At 60.8% G+C, this 16213-nt stretch carries 16 protein-coding genes; 9 read left to right on the top strand and 7 right to left on the bottom strand.

Annotated features, from left to right (window positions below; translation table 11 throughout):
* Positions 1 to 41 precede the first annotated feature (41 nt).
* Positions 42 to 920 (top strand): LysR substrate-binding domain-containing protein, encoded by an 879-nt coding sequence (locus JJN09_RS13870; protein WP_249490617.1) that lies wholly within the window; start codon positions 42 to 44, stop codon positions 918 to 920.
* Between the two features lie 239 nt (positions 921 to 1159).
* Here the strand turns inward: JJN09_RS13870 and JJN09_RS13865 are convergent, their stop codons facing one another.
* Complete coding sequence (locus JJN09_RS13865) at positions 1160 to 1774, bottom strand: NAD(P)-dependent oxidoreductase (protein WP_249490616.1); 615 nt, start codon at positions 1772 to 1774, stop codon at positions 1160 to 1162.
* A 46-nt stretch (positions 1775 to 1820) separates the two neighbouring features.
* Positions 1821 to 2699 carry an MBL fold metallo-hydrolase gene (locus JJN09_RS13860; RefSeq protein WP_249490615.1) on the bottom strand — a complete coding sequence of 293 codons (879 nt, stop codon included), beginning with the start codon at positions 2697 to 2699 and terminating at the stop codon, positions 1821 to 1823.
* A gap of 114 nt (positions 2700 to 2813) precedes the next feature.
* Between JJN09_RS13860 and JJN09_RS13855 the strand changes: the two genes are divergently transcribed.
* Together JJN09_RS13855 and JJN09_RS13850 are read left to right on the top strand one after the other, a co-directional pair.
* Entirely contained in the window at positions 2814 to 3719 is a 906-nt protein-coding gene (locus tag JJN09_RS13855; RefSeq protein ID WP_249490614.1) for a LysR family transcriptional regulator, read from the top strand.
* 92 nt (positions 3720 to 3811) lie between these two features.
* The gene (locus JJN09_RS13850) at positions 3812 to 3988 is read left to right on the top strand and encodes a hypothetical protein (protein ID WP_167443786.1); all 177 of its coding nucleotides are present in this window, start codon (positions 3812 to 3814) and stop codon (positions 3986 to 3988) included.
* A 9-nt stretch (positions 3989 to 3997) separates the two neighbouring features.
* On the opposite strand, the gene JJN09_RS13845 is transcribed toward JJN09_RS13850, so the two are convergent.
* Complete coding sequence (locus JJN09_RS13845) at positions 3998 to 4894, bottom strand: helix-turn-helix domain-containing protein (RefSeq protein WP_249490613.1); 897 nt, start codon at positions 4892 to 4894, stop codon at positions 3998 to 4000.
* Positions 4895 to 5072: 178 nt separating this feature from the next.
* Here JJN09_RS13845 and pobA point away from each other — a divergent pair, with 178 nt between their 5' ends.
* Both pobA and JJN09_RS13835 read left to right on the top strand, forming a co-directional pair.
* A complete protein-coding gene (pobA, locus tag JJN09_RS13840) occupies positions 5073 to 6266 on the top strand; it encodes a 4-hydroxybenzoate 3-monooxygenase (RefSeq protein ID WP_249490612.1) in 1194 nt (397 codons plus the stop codon).
* Between the two features lie 79 nt (positions 6267 to 6345).
* Positions 6346 to 7863, top strand: a complete 1518-nt coding sequence (locus JJN09_RS13835; protein WP_249490611.1) for an MDR family MFS transporter — start codon at positions 6346 to 6348, stop codon at positions 7861 to 7863.
* 120 nt (positions 7864 to 7983) lie between these two features.
* On the opposite strand, the gene JJN09_RS13830 is transcribed toward JJN09_RS13835, so the two are convergent.
* From JJN09_RS13830 to JJN09_RS13815, 4 genes are all read right to left on the bottom strand, one after another.
* Positions 7984 to 8832 (bottom strand): cache domain-containing protein, encoded by an 849-nt coding sequence (locus JJN09_RS13830; protein WP_249490610.1) that lies wholly within the window; start codon positions 8830 to 8832, stop codon positions 7984 to 7986.
* Between the two features lie 133 nt (positions 8833 to 8965).
* Positions 8966 to 9844, bottom strand: coding sequence for an ATPase (locus tag JJN09_RS13825; protein ID WP_249490609.1), 879 nt, complete (start codon positions 9842 to 9844; stop codon positions 8966 to 8968).
* 105 nt (positions 9845 to 9949) lie between these two features.
* On the bottom strand, positions 9950 to 10942 hold the full coding sequence (locus JJN09_RS13820) for an NAD(P)-dependent oxidoreductase (RefSeq protein WP_249490608.1): 993 nt from the start codon (positions 10940 to 10942) through the stop codon (positions 9950 to 9952).
* Between the two features lie 54 nt (positions 10943 to 10996).
* Positions 10997 to 11890, bottom strand: coding sequence for a LysR family transcriptional regulator ArgP (locus JJN09_RS13815; protein WP_249490607.1), 894 nt, complete (start codon positions 11888 to 11890; stop codon positions 10997 to 10999).
* Positions 11891 to 11986: 96 nt separating this feature from the next.
* Between JJN09_RS13815 and JJN09_RS13810 the strand changes: the two genes are divergently transcribed.
* From JJN09_RS13810 to JJN09_RS13795, 4 genes are all read left to right on the top strand, one after another.
* Positions 11987 to 12388, top strand: coding sequence for an ACT domain-containing protein (locus JJN09_RS13810; protein WP_249490606.1), 402 nt, complete (start codon positions 11987 to 11989; stop codon positions 12386 to 12388).
* Positions 12389 to 12393: 5 nt separating this feature from the next.
* Positions 12394 to 12996: a LysE/ArgO family amino acid transporter gene (locus JJN09_RS13805; protein ID WP_249490605.1), complete on the top strand. Its 603-nt coding sequence runs from the start codon at positions 12394 to 12396 to the stop codon at positions 12994 to 12996.
* Between the two features lie 176 nt (positions 12997 to 13172).
* Positions 13173 to 13769, top strand: a complete 597-nt coding sequence (locus tag JJN09_RS13800; protein WP_042560704.1) for a superoxide dismutase — start codon at positions 13173 to 13175, stop codon at positions 13767 to 13769.
* Positions 13770 to 14124: 355 nt separating this feature from the next.
* Positions 14125 to 16176 (top strand): bifunctional diguanylate cyclase/phosphodiesterase, encoded by a 2052-nt coding sequence (locus tag JJN09_RS13795; protein WP_249490604.1) that lies wholly within the window; start codon positions 14125 to 14127, stop codon positions 16174 to 16176.
* Positions 16177 to 16213 lie beyond the last annotated feature (37 nt).

Genomic DNA, 16213 nt, shown 5'->3' with positions numbered 1-16213 from the left:
GCTCATACTAGCCATGTCCTCACGTCATACCTTGGATCCACATGAAACGACTGCCTCCCCTGCCCGCCCTGCATACGTTTCTGATCACCGCGCAGTGCTGCAACTTCACCCGGGCCGCCGAGCAGTTGCACATCACTCAAGGTGCGGTGAGCCGGCAGATCGCCGGGCTGGAGGAACATCTGGGTTATGAGCTGTTCATTCGCCTGGCCCGGGGCCTGGAACTGACGGCCGAAGGTCGCGAATGGCTGCCACGGGTGCAGCAGGTGTTCAGCCTGATCGGCGACTCGGTGGAGCTGATCGGCGCCAAACGCGAAACCCTGCAACTCAAGGCACCGAGCTGCGTGATGCGCTGGTTGTTGCCGCGCCTGCTGCAATGGCAGCGCGAGCGCCCGGACGTCCCGGTGAAACTCACGGCTTCGTTGCAACACGGGGTGGACTTTCATCGCGAGCAGTTCGACGCGGCGGTGATCTACGGCACCGCGCCCCACGACTCACCCGCGACCTTGCATCTGTTCGATGAACAACTGACGCCGGTCTGTTCACCGGGGCTGCTGAAGGGGTCATCGGCCCTGCACACGCCGGCGGATCTGCAACAACATCTATTGCTGCACCCGACCCACACCGATGACGACTGGACACTGTGGCTTGAAGCCGCCGAACTGCACTTGAGCAACATCGGCACCGGTCAGCATTTCGAGACGTTGGATCAGGCGATGTCGATGGCGTCCCACGGGACGGGGGTGGCGATCGGCGACTGGTCGTTGATCGGCGATGACTTGAACGCCGGGCGACTGGTGATGCCGTTCGATCTGAAGGTGAAGACGGGATTGGGTTATTACATCGTGGCGCCGGCGTCGGAGCCTTCGGCGAAATTGCAGGAATTGATGGGGTGGTTGGTTGAGCAGGCGCACACTCGTTGAAGCAGCCCCTCATCGGAACGCCGCCCGCCCAGCCCTCTCCCGGAGGGAGAGGGAGCCGACCGAGGTGTCTTACGTAATACATCGACCTGAAAAATCTGGGCGATTATGGATTCGGTGCGACCTTTCAGGTCGATGTAACTCCAAAGAAATCCACGATCAGTCCCCTCTCCCTCCGGGAGAGGGTTAGGGTGAGGGCCGGCTTTCGGATCAGACACAAATCCCGAAAACCACCCAACCCCTCAATAACCGACAGTAAACCGCTGACGCGAATGCTTCGGCGTTTCCACTTCGTCGATCAGCGCAATCGCGTAGTCGGCAAAGCTGATCGAGCTCTGGCCTTCAGCACTCACCAGCAAGTCATCCTTGCCAACTCGAAACTTGCCGGTGCGCTCGCCTTCGACAAACAGCGCCGACGGCGACAGGAACGTCCAGTCCAGATCCTTCTCCTGACGCAAGGCATCGAGGAACGCCGCACCGGCACTGGCTTCAGCCTTGTACTCGGCCGGGAAACCGGCGCTGTCGATCACGCGGGTGCCGTCCGGCAGCAGCAGCGAACCGGCACCGCCGACCACCAGCAGACGTTTCACCCCGGCCTGTTTCACCGGACCGATCAGCGCACTGGCCGGCACCGTGGCGAAATGCGCGGCGCTGATCACCACATCGTGACCGGCGACGGCGTCTTGCAGCGCGGCGGCGTCCAGTACGTCGACATTCTTGCTGACCACACCGGCACGGGCGCCGATCTTCGAGGTGTCCCGAGCGATGGCGGTGACGCTGTGGCCGCGACGCAGGGCTTCTTCCAGCAATTGGCTGCCGGCACGGCCGGTGGCACCAATGATTGCGATCTTGCTCATGACATTCTCCAGTTGGCTTGAGAGTGCTGCGTTTTTCAGAATCGGGTTACCACTTCATCTCGCCCTTGGCGACTTTGGCGCTCAGCTCCAGGGAGCTTTCCTCACCCAGTTTCGGGTAGCGCTTCTTCATCGCGGCGATCAGCGCGGCAGAGTCCTTGGCCTTGGCGGTTTCTTCGTCGAACGCCTTGATGTAGTCGGCAGTGAACTTCACGGCCGCCAGCGAACGGGCGCTGTCACCCAAGTAGTGACCTGGCACCACGGTTTTCGGTTTCAGGGTTTCGATCGAGTGCAGGGTTTCCAGCCAGTCGGCGTGGGATTGCGCGGTCTGGGTGTCGGCCATCCACACGTGAATGTTCTCGGCGACGACGACACCACCGACCACGGCTTTCAACGAAGGGATCCACACAAAGCTGCGATCCGGTTGCTTGCCTTCCAAGCCGACTACCTGCAGTTTCTGCCCTTCAAGCATCAGGCTGTCGCCCTTGAGCACGCTCGGCACGATGGTTTTGGCTGGCACGTCAGCGCCCATTTTCGGGCCCCAGAACGCCAGTTTGCCGTCGACGGTTTGCTTGATGTGATCAACGGTCGGCTGCGAGGCCAGCACCTTGGCATTCGGGAAGGCCTTGGTCAGGGTGTCGAGACCGAAGTAGTAATCCGGGTCACCGTGGCTGATGTAGATGGTGGTCAGTTGTTTGCCGCTGGCGCGGATCTTTTCCACCACTTGCTCGGCCTGGGACTTGCCGAACTGGGCGTCGACCAGGATTGCATCCTTTTCACCGCTGACCAGTACCGAGGTCACCGGGAAGATCGCATTGGTGCCCGGGTTGTAGACATCAAGGCTCAGGTTCGCGGCTGCCGCATGAGCAGCAAAGCCGAGGGTGGCGGTGGCCAGTAAAACGCGCTTGAGAGTGGTGAAGCCGATCATGGGTTGCTCCGCTGTTCGTATGCCGTGCTTGGCGATGGGACAGAGCTTAGTTGCCAGACTCGTTACAAAAAATGCGATGCTTAAACATAGTTTGTTTCTGAAAGCGGGCAAATCATGGATCGTCTCCAAGCAATGCGGGTGTTTGTCACGGTTGTGGATCTTGGCAGCCAGTCGGCGGCGGCCGATCATCTGGACCTGTCGCGGCCAGTGGTGTCGCGGTATCTGGCGGAACTGGAAGACTGGGTCGGCGCGCGCCTGATGCACCGCACCACACGCAAACTGAGCCTGACCGCCGCCGGCAACGAGATCCTGCCGCGCTGCCGGCAGATGCTGGAACTGTCCAGCGACATGCAGGCCGCCGTCAGCGAACCCGACGATGCGCCACGGGGTTTACTGCGGATCAGCGTCAGTACCTCGTTCGGCCAGGCGCAACTGGCCGATGCCATGGCCGCGTTCATCAAGCGCTACCCGGGCGTCAACATCGACCTGCAAATGCTCGATCGCACGGTGAACCTGGTGGACGAGCGCATCGACCTGGCGATCCGCACCAGCAACGACCTCGACCCCAACCTGATCGCCCGCCGCCTGACGGTCTGCCGCTCGGTGGTCTGCGCAGCACCCGCCTATCTGCAAGAACACCCGCAGCCGCAGCGGGTTGAAGATCTGAGCCGACACAATTGCCTGACCCATTCCTACTTCGGCAAGAGCCTGTGGCATTTCGAAGAGGATGGCGAACCGGTGTCGGTGCCGGTGCAGGGCAACATCAGCGCCAACGAGGCCAGCACCCTGCTGCGCGCGACACTGGCCGGTGCCGGGGTGGCGATGCTGCCGACCTATCAGGCCGGCGTGCACATTCACAGCGGTGAGCTGGTGCGTCTGCTGCCCCACGCCGAGCCTCGGCGGATGAACATCTACGCGGTGTACGCCTCGCGCAAGCACATGCCGGTGGCACTGCGTAGCATGCTGGATTTCCTGGTATTGCGATTTCCCGAAAACCCGCAATGGGACGTCGGCTTGTAAACCTGTTTACATCGCGGCTGGAAACTCCACGGCGCTGACCTATGCTGAAAATAGTACCCAAGGGTATTCGTTCAGAGGTCAACGCCATGATCATGAGCACCAGAACAAGAAGATACCTCGCGATTTTCATCACCTGCGCGGCCACGCTGGCGCTGTACGGCACCGCGGCATGGCGCGTGGAGCAGTTGCGGCAACTGCCCCGTGAATACGCGAGCTGCAACTTCGAGCGCTGCATCCCTCACAACGCCACCCTCAACGCCCTGCGCTGATACAGGACGTCAGGCGTCGTCGTTCTGCTCGGCCTTCAAGCGGTCGCGGAACGCCTTTGGCGAGATCCCCACCCGGCGCCGGAACAGGCGCGTGAAGTTGGTCGGATCGGAAAAACCCAACACGTCGGACATCTCGTAAATCGTCATGCTGGTGTACGTCAGCAGACGCTTGGCTTCCAGCAACTGACGTTCATGCATGATCTGCAACGCCGGTTGCCCCGCAAGTTCGCGGCAGGTGCCGTTGAGGTGCGAGACCGAAATTCCCAAGCGATGAGCCAGGTCCTCGACCTTGACGTGCTGTCGGTACGTCTCCTCTACCAGTTGAATAAAGCCATTGAGGTATTCGCGCTGGCGCTGCGGGCGTTGCGTGGCGTTGTGGCGGTGGATCGCCTGACGGCTGACCCAGACCATGATCACGCTGACCAGCGAATGCATGAGCATTTCCCGCGCCGGTTGATGGCCGTTGTACTCGGCCTGCAACGCGGCAAACAGACTGTTGAGGTAGTCCGCGTCCTTGCCCGCCGGGTAGCTTTCGGCCTGGGCCAGAGCCTGCACCGCGTTGCCCAGTTGCGCCTGCAAGTGGTTGATCAACGGCGTGGCCAGGGTGACGACAAATCCTTCGACGTCCTCGGAAAATCGGAATCCATGCACCGATAACGGCGGCAGGATCTGGATCGCGGTTTCATTCAGTTGCGTGCGTTGGCCTTCGATTTCAAGCTCTGCCTGACCTTTGAATACGAAGAGCAACTGGCACAAATCGGCGTGGCGGTGGGGTTTGATTTCCCATTGATGTTCGCGGCTGCGTTTGGAAATGGTTTCACAGTGCAGCAAGTCAGGGGTCGGCCAGTCCAGGCTTTCACCGTAGAGCTTGAACACCGGAATCGAAGGCAGGTCAGGCTTGTTCATCACTTCAATCCAGGCCTCGAAGGTTGCGGGCGATAATCGCACCGATTGGCGGAATGTACAGGTATCGGCTCAGTTTTCACCTTCAATTGACAGACCCGCAAGGGAAAAATGCAAGCACTCGAATCCTGAAAATCATTCACCGGCCGTTGTCGCGTGAAGCTTGCGAGTCATAAAAACAATGAAAACGCTGAAAACCCAAGTCGCCATCATCGGCGCCGGTCCGTCCGGATTATTGCTCGGTCAACTGCTGCACAACGCCGGCATCGACACCCTGATTATCGAGCGCCAGACACCTGACTATGTACTCGGCCGAATCCGCGCCGGGGTCCTTGAACAGGGCATGGTAGAGCTGTTGCGCGAGGCTGGCGTGAGTCAGCGGATGGACGCCGAAGGGCTGGTCCACAGTGGTTTCGAACTGGCCCTCGACGGGCGTCGGGTGCACATCGATCTGCAGGCGCTGACCGGTGGAAAAACCGTGATGGTCTATGGCCAGACCGAGGTCACCCGCGACCTCATGGCCGCTCGTCGGGAGACCGGCGGACAGACCATCTACGAAGCCAGCCATGTCGTTCCCTGTGGCATGAAAAGCGACGAGGCCTTCGTCACGTTTGAAAAGGACGGCGAAACCTGGCGCGTCGATTGCGATTACATCGCCGGTTGCGACGGTTTCCACGGCGTGGCCCGGCAGTCGATTCCGGCAGAATGCCTGAAGGTCTTCGAACGGGTCTATCCGTTCGGCTGGCTGGGGATTCTCGCCGACACGCCACCGATTCACGATGAACTGGTCTACGCCCGTCACGAGCGCGGCTTCGCCCTGTGCAGCATGCGTTCGGCAACCCGCACCCGCTATTACCTGCAAGTGCCGGCCGAGGAAAACGTCGACGACTGGTCAGATCAGCGTTTCTGGGATGAACTGAAATCACGCTTGCCGGAAGATCTGGCGCAGAAGCTGGTGACCGGTCCATCGATTGAAAAGAGCATCGCGCCGCTGCGCAGCTTTGTCGTCGAACCGATGCAGTACGGGCGTATGTTTCTGGTCGGGGATGCGGCGCACATCGTTCCGCCGACCGGTGCCAAGGGTTTGAACCTGGCGGCCAGCGACGTCAGCACCCTGTTCAGGATTCTGCTGAAGGTTTACCGCGAAGGGCGCGCTGACTTGCTGGAGAAGTATTCGGAAATCTGCCTGCGTCGGGTGTGGAAAGCCGAGCGATTCTCCTGGTGGATGACCTCGATGCTGCACCGTTTCGACGAACACGATGATTTCAGCCAGCGGATCAGCGCCTCGGAACTGGACTACTTTGTCAGTTCAGAGGCCGGTCAAAAAACCATTGCAGAAAATTACGTCGGACTTCCTTATGAGGCTATCGAATAGCCTGCTACCGACTTACACTGGCGAGCATCCCCGCTCGCCTGACGATCTGCGGGACCCTCACTGCCCGCAGGTTTTGCCCGTGACCAATCTCAACCATCCCGAAACGCCCAAACCGGCCATTCGCAGCGTGCTGGTCGCGCTGATGATGGCGATCTTTCTTGGCGCGCTGGACCAGACCATCGTCGCCGTTTCCATGCCGGCCATCTCCGCGCAATTCAAGGATGTCAGCCTGCTGGCCTGGGTCATTTCCGGCTACATGGTGGCGATGACCGTGGCCGTGCCGATCTACGGCAAGCTCGGTGATTTGTACGGGCGGCGAAAGTTGATGCTGTTCGGTATGGGCGTGTTCACCCTGGCCTCGTTGTTCTGCGGCATGGCCCAGAGCATGGAGCAACTGGTGCTGGCGCGGATCCTTCAGGGCATCGGCGCCGGCGGGATGATTTCGGTGAGCCAGGCGATCATCGGCGACATCGTTCCGCCCCGAGAGCGCGGGCGCTATCAGGGCTACTTCTCCAGCATGTACGCGGTGGCCAGTGTTGCCGGCCCGGTGCTCGGCGGCTACATGACCGAATACCTGTCATGGCGCTGGGTGTTTCTGATCAACCTGCCGCTGGGCCTTGGCGCGTATTGGGTGGCGCGACGCAATCTGGTCGGTCTGCCAATTCCCCAGCGCAAACCGGTCATCGACTACCTCGGCACACTGCTCATGATTATCGGCCTGACGGCGCTGTTGCTGGCCATCACTCAGGTTGGCCAGGGCCATGCGTGGCGCAGCAGCGAAGTGCTGGGTCTGTTCGCTTGCGCGGTGGCGGTGCTGGCGGTGTTCGTCTGGCATGAGCGTCGTGCCCGGGAGCCGTTGCTGCCGATGCACCTGTTCACCAACCGCAGCGCCCTGCTGTGCTGGTGCACGATTTTCTTTTGCAGCTTCCAGGCGATCTCGCTGATTGTGCTGATGCCGCTGCGCTTCCAGAGCGTGACCGGCGCCGGGGCTGACAGCGCGGCCCTGCACTTGTTGCCGCTGGCGATGGGTTTGCCGATCGGCGCATATTTCGCCGGACGCCGCACGTCGATTACCGGGCGCTACAAACCACAGATTCTTACCGGCGCGCTGCTGATGCCGATCTCGATCCTCGGCATGGCCTTCAGCTCGCCCGATGCGACGCTGATCAGCAGCCTGTTCATGCTGCTCAGCGGTATCGCCGGCGGCATGCAGTTCCCGACCTCGCTGGTCGGCACACAGAACTCGGTCGAGCAAAAGGACATTGGTGTCGCCACCAGCACCACCAACCTGTTTCGCTCTCTGGGCGGTGCGGTGGGCGTGGCGTTGATGTCGGCGCTGTTGCTGGCGTTGTTGCAGGACTCCAGTTTTGCCCACCTGACCGGCACCTCGCTGATCGGTGAAGGTCATTCCGGCAATGTGCTGCTCGATGGCCTGAACGCGGCGCCCGGCGATGCGCAGAATGCCTTGCGCGCCGAGTTGCTGGTGACGTTCCGGCATTTGCTGATGGTCAGCGCCGGGGTGTCGCTGCTCGGGCTGGCGGCGGCGATTGCCATGCCGAACCGTTTGTTGCGCGGGCGTGAACACGGCGCCCGCTGACAGTAGAACACCGCATGACCTGTGGGAGCGAGCTTGCTCGCGATGAGGGCGTGTCAGTCGACGATATTGGTGAATGACACATTGCATCGCGAGCAAGCTCGCTCCCACAGGGATGTGCATTCAAGCGCTGTAATAACCGACCGCCACCAGGAAATCCCCGACCTTCTTCAGGTAGGCATGTTTGTCCTCGACCTTGCCGGTCACCGGGTTTTTCCAGCGGTATTCGTACTCGCCCTCATCCTGTTTGCCGATCAGCGCCAGAATCGGCTCGCCCACGGGTTTGCCTTCCGGGTCCTTGACCTTGGCGAAGTCGGTATTGATCAACCGCAGGTTGGTGCCGTGGGCGACGTAACGCTGCGTTTTCAGATCCACCACGAACACGTAAAGGTCGTCCTGCAAGTAGCCGCCCTTGAGCGAGTTGACCGCCGTCAGCGTGCCTTTTTCGTCCTTGGTCAAATCGGTGGCGGCTTTGTCCAGCAGGACTTTCGCCTGCTCCGCAGACGCTCTCGGCAAGTAGTAACCGACCGCCAGAATCCGCTGGCCGATGCGCTGATAGAACACATGCTTGCGTTCGACCTTGCCGTCGGCCTGATTCTGCCAGCGGTATTCGGCCTGCTGAATGCCGTTGCCTTCCGGCACTTTCAACGCATCCTTGAACGCTTTCTGCAAATCCGGCCCGAGCACTTCGCTCACGTCCCGGCCGATCAATGCCGAGGACGGCCCGCCGCTGGCGAGCATCACGCCCTTGGTATCGACCACGAACACGTAGCGATCCTTGTCGACGAATTCGCCCTGGCGGCTGAACGCCGCGAACGCCTTGTCGCCGTTGTCGTGATAGTAGGCCAGAGCCTTTTCCAGCAAGGCGATGGCGGCCTTGCTGTCATCTTTTTCCGTGGTGGCCGCGTTGGCCTGGCCGAAACTCAACAACAGCACCACGCCGAGCCAGGCCAGTTTTTGCACAAACCCCATGACGCATCCCTCGTTCTTGTTGGTGTTTCAAGAGCGTAGACGGCCTGAAGGCAGGTATGGATATTCAGAACGCTTCTGAATGTTGCGATGGGTGTGTGGCGAGGGCGTTAGCGCCCTCGCCACAGAAAGGGGCTCACGGCCGGGCGTTGATCTGCTGTTGCAGGTTCTGAATCTGCGCCTGCAGGGTGTTGAGGTTGCGGGTCATCTGCCCACGGAACGCATCGAACTCGGCGGTGCTGGAGCCGCCCTGTGCAGCGGCCGGACGGTTGTCCTGCTCGCTTTTGAGTACGACGATTTCCTGCTCCAGACGGTCGATCGCAGCGTTAGATCCACCCTGTTTTTTCAGGGCCGTGATGTCGGCGCCGAGGCTCTTGAACTGCGCATCGAAACCCTTGACCTGTGCATCGAAGCCTTTCAGCTGGGCATCGACCTTGCTGGTGTCGGCCGGCGTGCTTTTCAGCGTTGCCAGCTCTGCACTCAGGGCTTTGACCTGAGCCTGCAACTGAGTGTTGGCGTTCTGCTGTTCAGTGGTCTGGGCAGTCATCTGCGCCAGACGCTTGTCGAGATCCGTCGCCTGACCAGCAACGCCTTGCTGCTGCTTGCTCTGATCCTGCAGTGCGCTTTGCAGCTGCTTGATCTGCAGTTTCAGCGCTTCGCTGTCGGTATTGACGTTGGTCTGGCTGGCCACGACCTTGCCAGAAATGTCCTGCAGGCGCCCCGCCGCTTCTTCACTGATCCGCGCGAAGCTTTCCTGGGTCGCCACCAGTTGCTGCTCCATCAGCGAGATCTGCTGGAAACTCCACCAGGCCAGACCGATGAAGGCAAAGAACAATGCGCCGACCAGCGCCCACAATGGCCCGGTGCTGGCTGACTTGACCTTGACCACCGGCGGTGTGCGCGAATGCACGGAGGTGCGGGTGGTGGTCGGGAAATCGTCGTCATCGAGTGTGTCGGCGCGCAGGCTCGGAACATCGTCGAAATCGTCGTCGTGGGCATCGTTACGCATGGACATTGAGGCAACCTTTGTGAAACTCGGTAATGGCTGATTGCGGCGCAGTATAAACCCCGCAGCCGCAGGGATTGACCCCCAACCCGCTACGGGGTTCAGCACTTGGTATCAACGAATGTCCTGGGCCTTCCACCAGCCACAGAACTCATCGAGGGCCGCCCAGAGACTGACTTTCGGATCGTAGTCCAGATAATGCCGGGCGCGACTGATGTCGAGGGTGAAATTTTTGTTCATCACCTGCATGCCCAGACGCGACAGGGTCGGCTCGGGACGTCCCGGCCAGAGTTTGCACGCGCCTTCGTTGAGCGCCGCCACACTGTAGGCCAGTCCGTAGGACCGGTACTTGGTGACCTGTGGGACTTCCATTTTGCGCATCACGTAATTGACCACATCCCATAACGGCACCGGGGCGCCGTTGCTGATGTTGTAGGCCTTGCCCAGCGCCGAACCGGCCGCCAGAAGACTGCTCAGCAAGGCTTCGTTGAGGTTATGCACACTGGTGAAGTCGACCTTGTTCAGGCCGTTGCCGATGATTGCCAGACGCCCTTTGCGCTGCATCTTCAGCAGGCGCGGGAAAATGCTCATATCCCCGGCACCGGTGACGAAACGCGGACGCAGGGCCAAGGTTTCGAGACCGAACTCCTGAGCGCCGAAGACTTTCTGCTCGGCCAGATACTTGGTCGCCGCATAGTGGTGTTTAAAGCGCTTGGGCACTTGCTCTTCGGTCACGCCGAGGTGGTCGCGACCGTCAAAATAGATCGACGGCGACGACAGGTGTACCAGGCGCCGCACCCGTTGCTTGAGGCAGGCCTCGACCACGTTTTCGGTGACCTGCACATTGCCCTGATGAAAGTCCTGATAACGTCCCCACAGCCCGACGGCGCCGGCGCAATGCACCACGGCTTCAACGTCGGTGCAGAGCGCACGCACCAGTTCCGGATCGCTCAGGTCGCCCTGAACGAACTCGGCGCCGCGACGCACCAGATGTTCGACGCCCTCGGCCCGGCGACCGTTGACCCGCACGTCCAGGCCCTGCTCCAGGGCAAAACGCGCAAAGCGTCCGCCAATGAAGCCGCTTGCGCCGGTGACCAGAATTTTCATGTAGAGCTCCGCTGTCTTTCGTTTTGCCTGATTCGTGAGTCTTGACGCTGGCCGTCAGTCCAACGGCACCAGCCATTGCGACGACGAACGCACCAATTGGTCGGTCAACAACCCCAGCAACTGGCCGCCATTGCGCCAATGATGCCAGTACAACGGCACATCGATCGGTTTATCTGGCAACAGTTCGCGCAACACGCCGCGTTCCAGTTGCTCGCGCACCTGCAATTCCGGCACCAGCCCCCAGCCGAGCCCGGCTTCGGTCAGGCGGATAAACCCTTCGGACGACGGACACAGATGATGTTCGAAACCGCCATCGACACCGAGGGAGGCGAGATAACGGTGCTGCAGAAAGTCGTCCGGGCCGAACACCAGCGCCGGGGTGCGCGGCAGTTGTTCGGCCCGCACGCCGTCGGGGAAATGCCGTTCGATGAAGGCCGGGCTGGCCAGCGCCCGATAGCGCATCGCCCCGAGCAATACGCTGCGGGCGCCCGCCACCGGCCTTTCACTGGCGCAGACGCAGGCCGCCACTTCACCGGCGCGCATGCGCTTGAGGCCGACGGTCTGGTCTTCGACGATCAGGTCCAGCAACAGGTGTTGCTCGGCGCAGAAGTCGCCCACCGCCGCGGCCCACCAGGTGGCGAGGCTGTCGGCGTTGAGCGCGATGCGCAGTCGCTCTGGCAATCCTTCTTCGTCCAGCGCCGGCACCAGCGTCTGCAAATCCCGTTCGAGCAGACGCACCTGCTGCACGTGGTTGAGCAGGCGCCGGCCAATTTCCGTCGGCGACGGTGGTGTCCCGCGCACCAGCACCGGCTGGCCGACCCGCGCTTCCAGCAGTTTGATCCGCTGGGAAATCGCCGATTGTGAAAGGCCCAGCACCTGCGCCGCCCGTTCGAATCCGGCCTGCTCGACCACGGCGGCCAGAGCGGAAAGCAATTTGTAGTCGAACATCAGTTTTCCTAATGAGCGATCAGCACTATTGGTTTTTCTTATACAGCGTCTGCCCGGAGAATAGCCAGCAAGCACTCTTTATCAAGGACCACCCCCATGGCTGGCGAAACCTCATTGACCACTCTGCTGCGCAGCATGAGCCCGCAGCTCAATGCCGGCGAATACGTGTTCTGCACCTTGCGCGACGGTCAGTTGCCGAGCGGTCTGGAAATCGTGGGCAGTTTCCGCGAACAGGAAGGCCTGACGGTGATCCTGCAACGCTCCCACGCCGAACGCGCCGGTTTCAGCTTCGACTACGTCGCGGCCTGGATCACCTTGAACGTGCATTCGGCGCTGGAGGCCGTCGGCCTGACCGCCGCATTCGCCACTGCACTGGGCAAGGCCGGTATCAGTTGCAACGTGATTGCCGGCTATTACCACGACCATTTGTTCGTCGGTCAGGCCGACGCCGAACGCGCCATGCAAGTGCTGCGCGATCTCGCAGCCAACGCGGAGTAATTGTCATGTGGCAAAGCTATACCAACGGTCTGCTGGTGGCCTTCGGTCTGATCATGGCGATCGGCACCCAGAATGCTTTTGTCCTGGCCCAGAGCCTGCGGCGTGAACATCACCTGCCGGTCGCCGCGCTGTGCGTCGCCTGCGATGCATTACTAGTGGCGGCGGGCGTGTTCGGCCTGGCCACGGTGCTGGCGCAGAACCCCACGCTTTTGGCAGTCGCTCGTTGGGGCGGCGCGGTGTTCCTGATCTGGTACGGCAGCCAGGCGTTGCGCCGGGCGTTCTCGAAACAGAGCCTGCAGCAGGGTGAAAACCAGACCGTGCGTTCATTGCGTGCGGTGATGCTCAGCGCACTGGCGGTGACGCTGCTCAACCCACACGTCTATCTGGACACCGTGCTGCTGATCGGCTCCCTCGGCGCGCAACAGTCGGTGCCCGGTGCTTATGTCGTGGGCGCGGCAAGCGCTTCGCTGTTGTGGTTCTTTACCCTGGCGTTCGGCGCGGCATGGCTCGCACCGTGGCTGGCGCGGCCAAGCACCTGGCGAATTCTCGATCTGTTGGTGGCGGTGATGATGTTTACGGTGGCAGGGCAATTGATAATGGCTTCATGATTTATTCCAAACTGCTCTGGAACCTCTATCCCACACAGTTGTTGCGTGGTTATGCCGCACCCCCGGTGCTATGATCCGAACCCTGCGCCGCAAAGAGTAAAAACTCGCCGGTGCATTTCTGGCCGCCCGTGATCGGCCTTGCGCTCACCGCAACAGACCTGATTAGGAGAATCATCATGGCTTTCGAATTGCCGCCGCTGCCTTACGCACACGATGCCCTGCAGCCGCACATTTCCAAGGAAACCCTGGAATTCCACCACGACAAGCACCACAACACCTACGTCGTGAACCTGAACAACCTGGTGCCAGGCACCGAGTTCGAAGGCAAGACCCTGGAAGAAATCGTCAAGACTTCCTCGGGTGGCATCTTCAACAACGCCGCTCAGGTCTGGAACCACACCTTCTACTGGAACTGCCTGGCGCCAAACGCCGGCGGTCAACCAACCGGCGCACTGGCTGAAGCCATCAACGCAGCGTTCGGTTCGTTCGACAAGTTCAAGGAAGAGTTCAGCAAAACCTCGATCGGCACCTTCGGTTCCGGCTGGGGCTGGCTGGTGAAAAAGGCTGACGGTTCCCTGGCCCTGGCCAGCACCATCGGCGCCGGCAACCCGCTGACCAGCGGCGACACCCCGCTGCTGACCTGCGACGTCTGGGAACACGCTTACTACATTGACTACCGCAACGTTCGTCCGAAGTACGTCGAAGCGTTCTGGAACCTGGTCAACTGGAAGTTCGTGGCCGAGCAGTTCGAAGGCAAGACCTTCACCGCTTAAGCTGCGCGCCAGACAAAAACCCGGCTATTGCCGGGTTTTTTTATGCCTGCGAAAAACACGAAGGTGAATCTGATCGCAAACAGGGCCATTTCCCACACTCAAAGCAGCCCTTGTCCCCTTGCTCCCAAGCCACAGCGGACTAACATCAAACAGAGGAAAAATTGTCCGATACCCCTCAAGTTGGAGAGCAAAACTACCGACACAGTACAACCGGGGCAAATACTCCAGGCAGCAGCATTTCGGCCAAGGCCACGGACAAATTTTCCGCGGCTCGATTGTCCCTTTGACTGCCAACACGGGATTGCCAATACTCATGGCAACTTGACGCTACCCGCACGGAACAAGGAATAACCCTTTGAAGCTGGAACTCAAGAACAGCTTGTCGGTGAAGTTGCTCCGGGTCGTGCTCCTGTCGGCATTGATCGTCGGCGTGGTCTTGAGCTGCGCGCAGATCGTTTTCGATGCCTATAAAACACGCCAGGCCGTCGCCGGCGATGCCGAACGCATCCTCGACATGTTCCGCGATCCCTCCACCCAGGCGGTCTACAGCCTGGACCGGGAGATGGGCATGCAGGTGATCGAAGGGCTGTTCCAGGACGACGCCGTGCGCCAGGCCTCCATCGGGCATCCCAACGAAGCGATGCTCGCGCAGAAATCCCGTGAGTTGCAGCACTCCAACAGCCGCTGGCTGACCGACCTGATCCTCGGCCAGGAGCGCACGTTCACCACCCAACTGGTGGGTCGCGGCCCCTACAGCGAATATTATGGCGACCTGAGCATCACCCTCGACACCGCCACTTACGGTCAGGGTTTCATCGTCAGTTCGGTGATCATCTTCATTTCCGGCGTGTTGCGCGCTCTAGCCATGGGCCTCGTGCTGTACCTGGTCTACCACTGGCTGCTGACCAAGCCGCTGTCGCGGATCATCGAACACCTCACCGAAATCAACCCCGACCGCCCCAGCGAACACAAGATTCCGCAGCTCAAGGGTCACGAGAAGAACGAACTCGGCATCTGGATCAACACCGCCAACCAGTTGCTTGAATCCATCGAACGCAACACCCATCTGCGCCACGAAGCGGAAAACAGCCTGCTGCGCATGGCCCAGTACGATTTCCTCACCGGCCTGCCGAACCGTCAGCAATTGCAGCAACAGCTGGACAAGATTCTGGTGGACGCCGGCAAGCTGCAGCGCCGGGTCGCGGTGTTGTGCGTCGGGCTGGATGACTTCAAGGGCATCAACGAACAATTCAGCTACCAGACCGGCGACCAATTGCTGTTGGCCCTCGCTGATCGCCTGCGCGCCCATAGCGGCCGCCTCGGTGCCCTCGCCCGTCTCGGTGGCGACCAGTTCGCCCTGGTGCAGGCCGACATCGAACAACCTTACGAAGCGGCGGAACTGGCGCAGAGCATCCTCGATGATCTGGAGGCGGCATTCGCCCTCGACCACCAGGAAATCCGCCTGCGCGCGACCATCGGCATCACCCTGTTCCCGGAGGACGGTGACAGCACCGAGAAGCTGTTGCAGAAAGCCGAGCAGACCATGACATTGGCCAAGACCCGCTCGCGCAACCGCTATCAGTTCTATATCGCCAGCGTCGACAGCGAGATGCGTCGTCGACGCGAGCTGGAAAAAGACCTGCGCGATGCCTTGCTGCGGGATCAGTTCTACCTCGTCTATCAGCCACAGATCAGCTACCGCGATCACCGCGTGGTCGGTGTCGAGGCATTGATCCGCTGGCAACATCCGGAACATGGCCTGGTGCCGCCGGACCTGTTCATTCCGCTGGCGGAACAGAACGGCACGATCATCGCCATCGGCGAGTGGGTGCTGGATCAGGCCTGCAAGCAACTGCGCGAATGGCACGATCAGGGTTTCGTCGACCTGCGGATCGCGGTCAATCTGTCCACCGTGCAACTGCACCACGCCGAGTTGCCGCGAGTGGTCAACAACCTGTTGCAGATGTACCGCCTGCCGCCGCGCAGCCTGGAGCTGGAAGTCACCGAAACCGGCCTGATGGAAGACATCAGCACCGCAGCCCAGCACTTGCTGAGCCTGCGCCGCTCCGGCGCACTGATCGCCATCGACGACTTCGGAACCGGCTATTCCTCGCTGAGTTATCTCAAGAGTCTGCCGCTGGACAAGATCAAGATCGACAAGAGCTTCGTCCAGGACCTGCTGGATGACGACGATGACGCGACCATCGTTCGCGCCATCATTCAACTGGGCAAGAGCCTGGGCATGCAGGTGATCGCCGAAGGCGTGGAAACCGCCGAGCAGGAGACCTACATCATCTCCGAAGGCTGCCACGAAGGTCAGGGCTACCACTACAGCAAGCCGCTGCCGGCGCGAGAGTTGAGCGCCTATCTCAAGCAGGCGCAACGCAGCAACGCGGCGATCCTCTGACAGCTTTCTGCAAAGCCCGGCAATGTGCTTGATTCGC

The sequence above is a fragment of the Pseudomonas sp. HS6 genome, assembly GCF_023375815.1.
GTDB lineage: Bacteria > Pseudomonadota > Gammaproteobacteria > Pseudomonadales > Pseudomonadaceae > Aquipseudomonas.
This window is presented reverse-complemented; position numbering and strand designations above follow the sequence as displayed.

Coding starts and splice junctions, on each gene's coding strand:
- JJN09_RS13845 (WP_249490613.1), bottom strand. CDS start 4,894: ATGAACAAGCCTGACCTGCCTTCGATTCCGGTGTTCAAGCTCTACGGT.
- JJN09_RS13870 (WP_249490617.1), top strand. CDS start 42: ATGAAACGACTGCCTCCCCTGCCCGCCCTGCATACGTTTCTGATCACC.
- pobA (WP_249490612.1), top strand. CDS start 5,073: ATGAAAACGCTGAAAACCCAAGTCGCCATCATCGGCGCCGGTCCGTCC.
- JJN09_RS13830 (WP_249490610.1), bottom strand. CDS start 8,832: ATGGGGTTTGTGCAAAAACTGGCCTGGCTCGGCGTGGTGCTGTTGTTG.
- JJN09_RS13820 (WP_249490608.1), bottom strand. CDS start 10,942: ATGAAAATTCTGGTCACCGGCGCAAGCGGCTTCATTGGCGGACGCTTT.
- JJN09_RS13850 (WP_167443786.1), top strand. CDS start 3,812: ATGAGCACCAGAACAAGAAGATACCTCGCGATTTTCATCACCTGCGCG.
- JJN09_RS13815 (WP_249490607.1), bottom strand. CDS start 11,890: ATGTTCGACTACAAATTGCTTTCCGCTCTGGCCGCCGTGGTCGAGCAG.
- JJN09_RS13825 (WP_249490609.1), bottom strand. CDS start 9,844: ATGTCCATGCGTAACGATGCCCACGACGACGATTTCGACGATGTTCCG.
- JJN09_RS13800 (WP_042560704.1), top strand. CDS start 13,173: ATGGCTTTCGAATTGCCGCCGCTGCCTTACGCACACGATGCCCTGCAG.
- JJN09_RS13855 (WP_249490614.1), top strand. CDS start 2,814: ATGGATCGTCTCCAAGCAATGCGGGTGTTTGTCACGGTTGTGGATCTT.
- JJN09_RS13865 (WP_249490616.1), bottom strand. CDS start 1,774: ATGAGCAAGATCGCAATCATTGGTGCCACCGGCCGTGCCGGCAGCCAA.
- JJN09_RS13860 (WP_249490615.1), bottom strand. CDS start 2,699: ATGATCGGCTTCACCACTCTCAAGCGCGTTTTACTGGCCACCGCCACC.
- JJN09_RS13805 (WP_249490605.1), top strand. CDS start 12,394: ATGTGGCAAAGCTATACCAACGGTCTGCTGGTGGCCTTCGGTCTGATC.
- JJN09_RS13810 (WP_249490606.1), top strand. CDS start 11,987: ATGGCTGGCGAAACCTCATTGACCACTCTGCTGCGCAGCATGAGCCCG.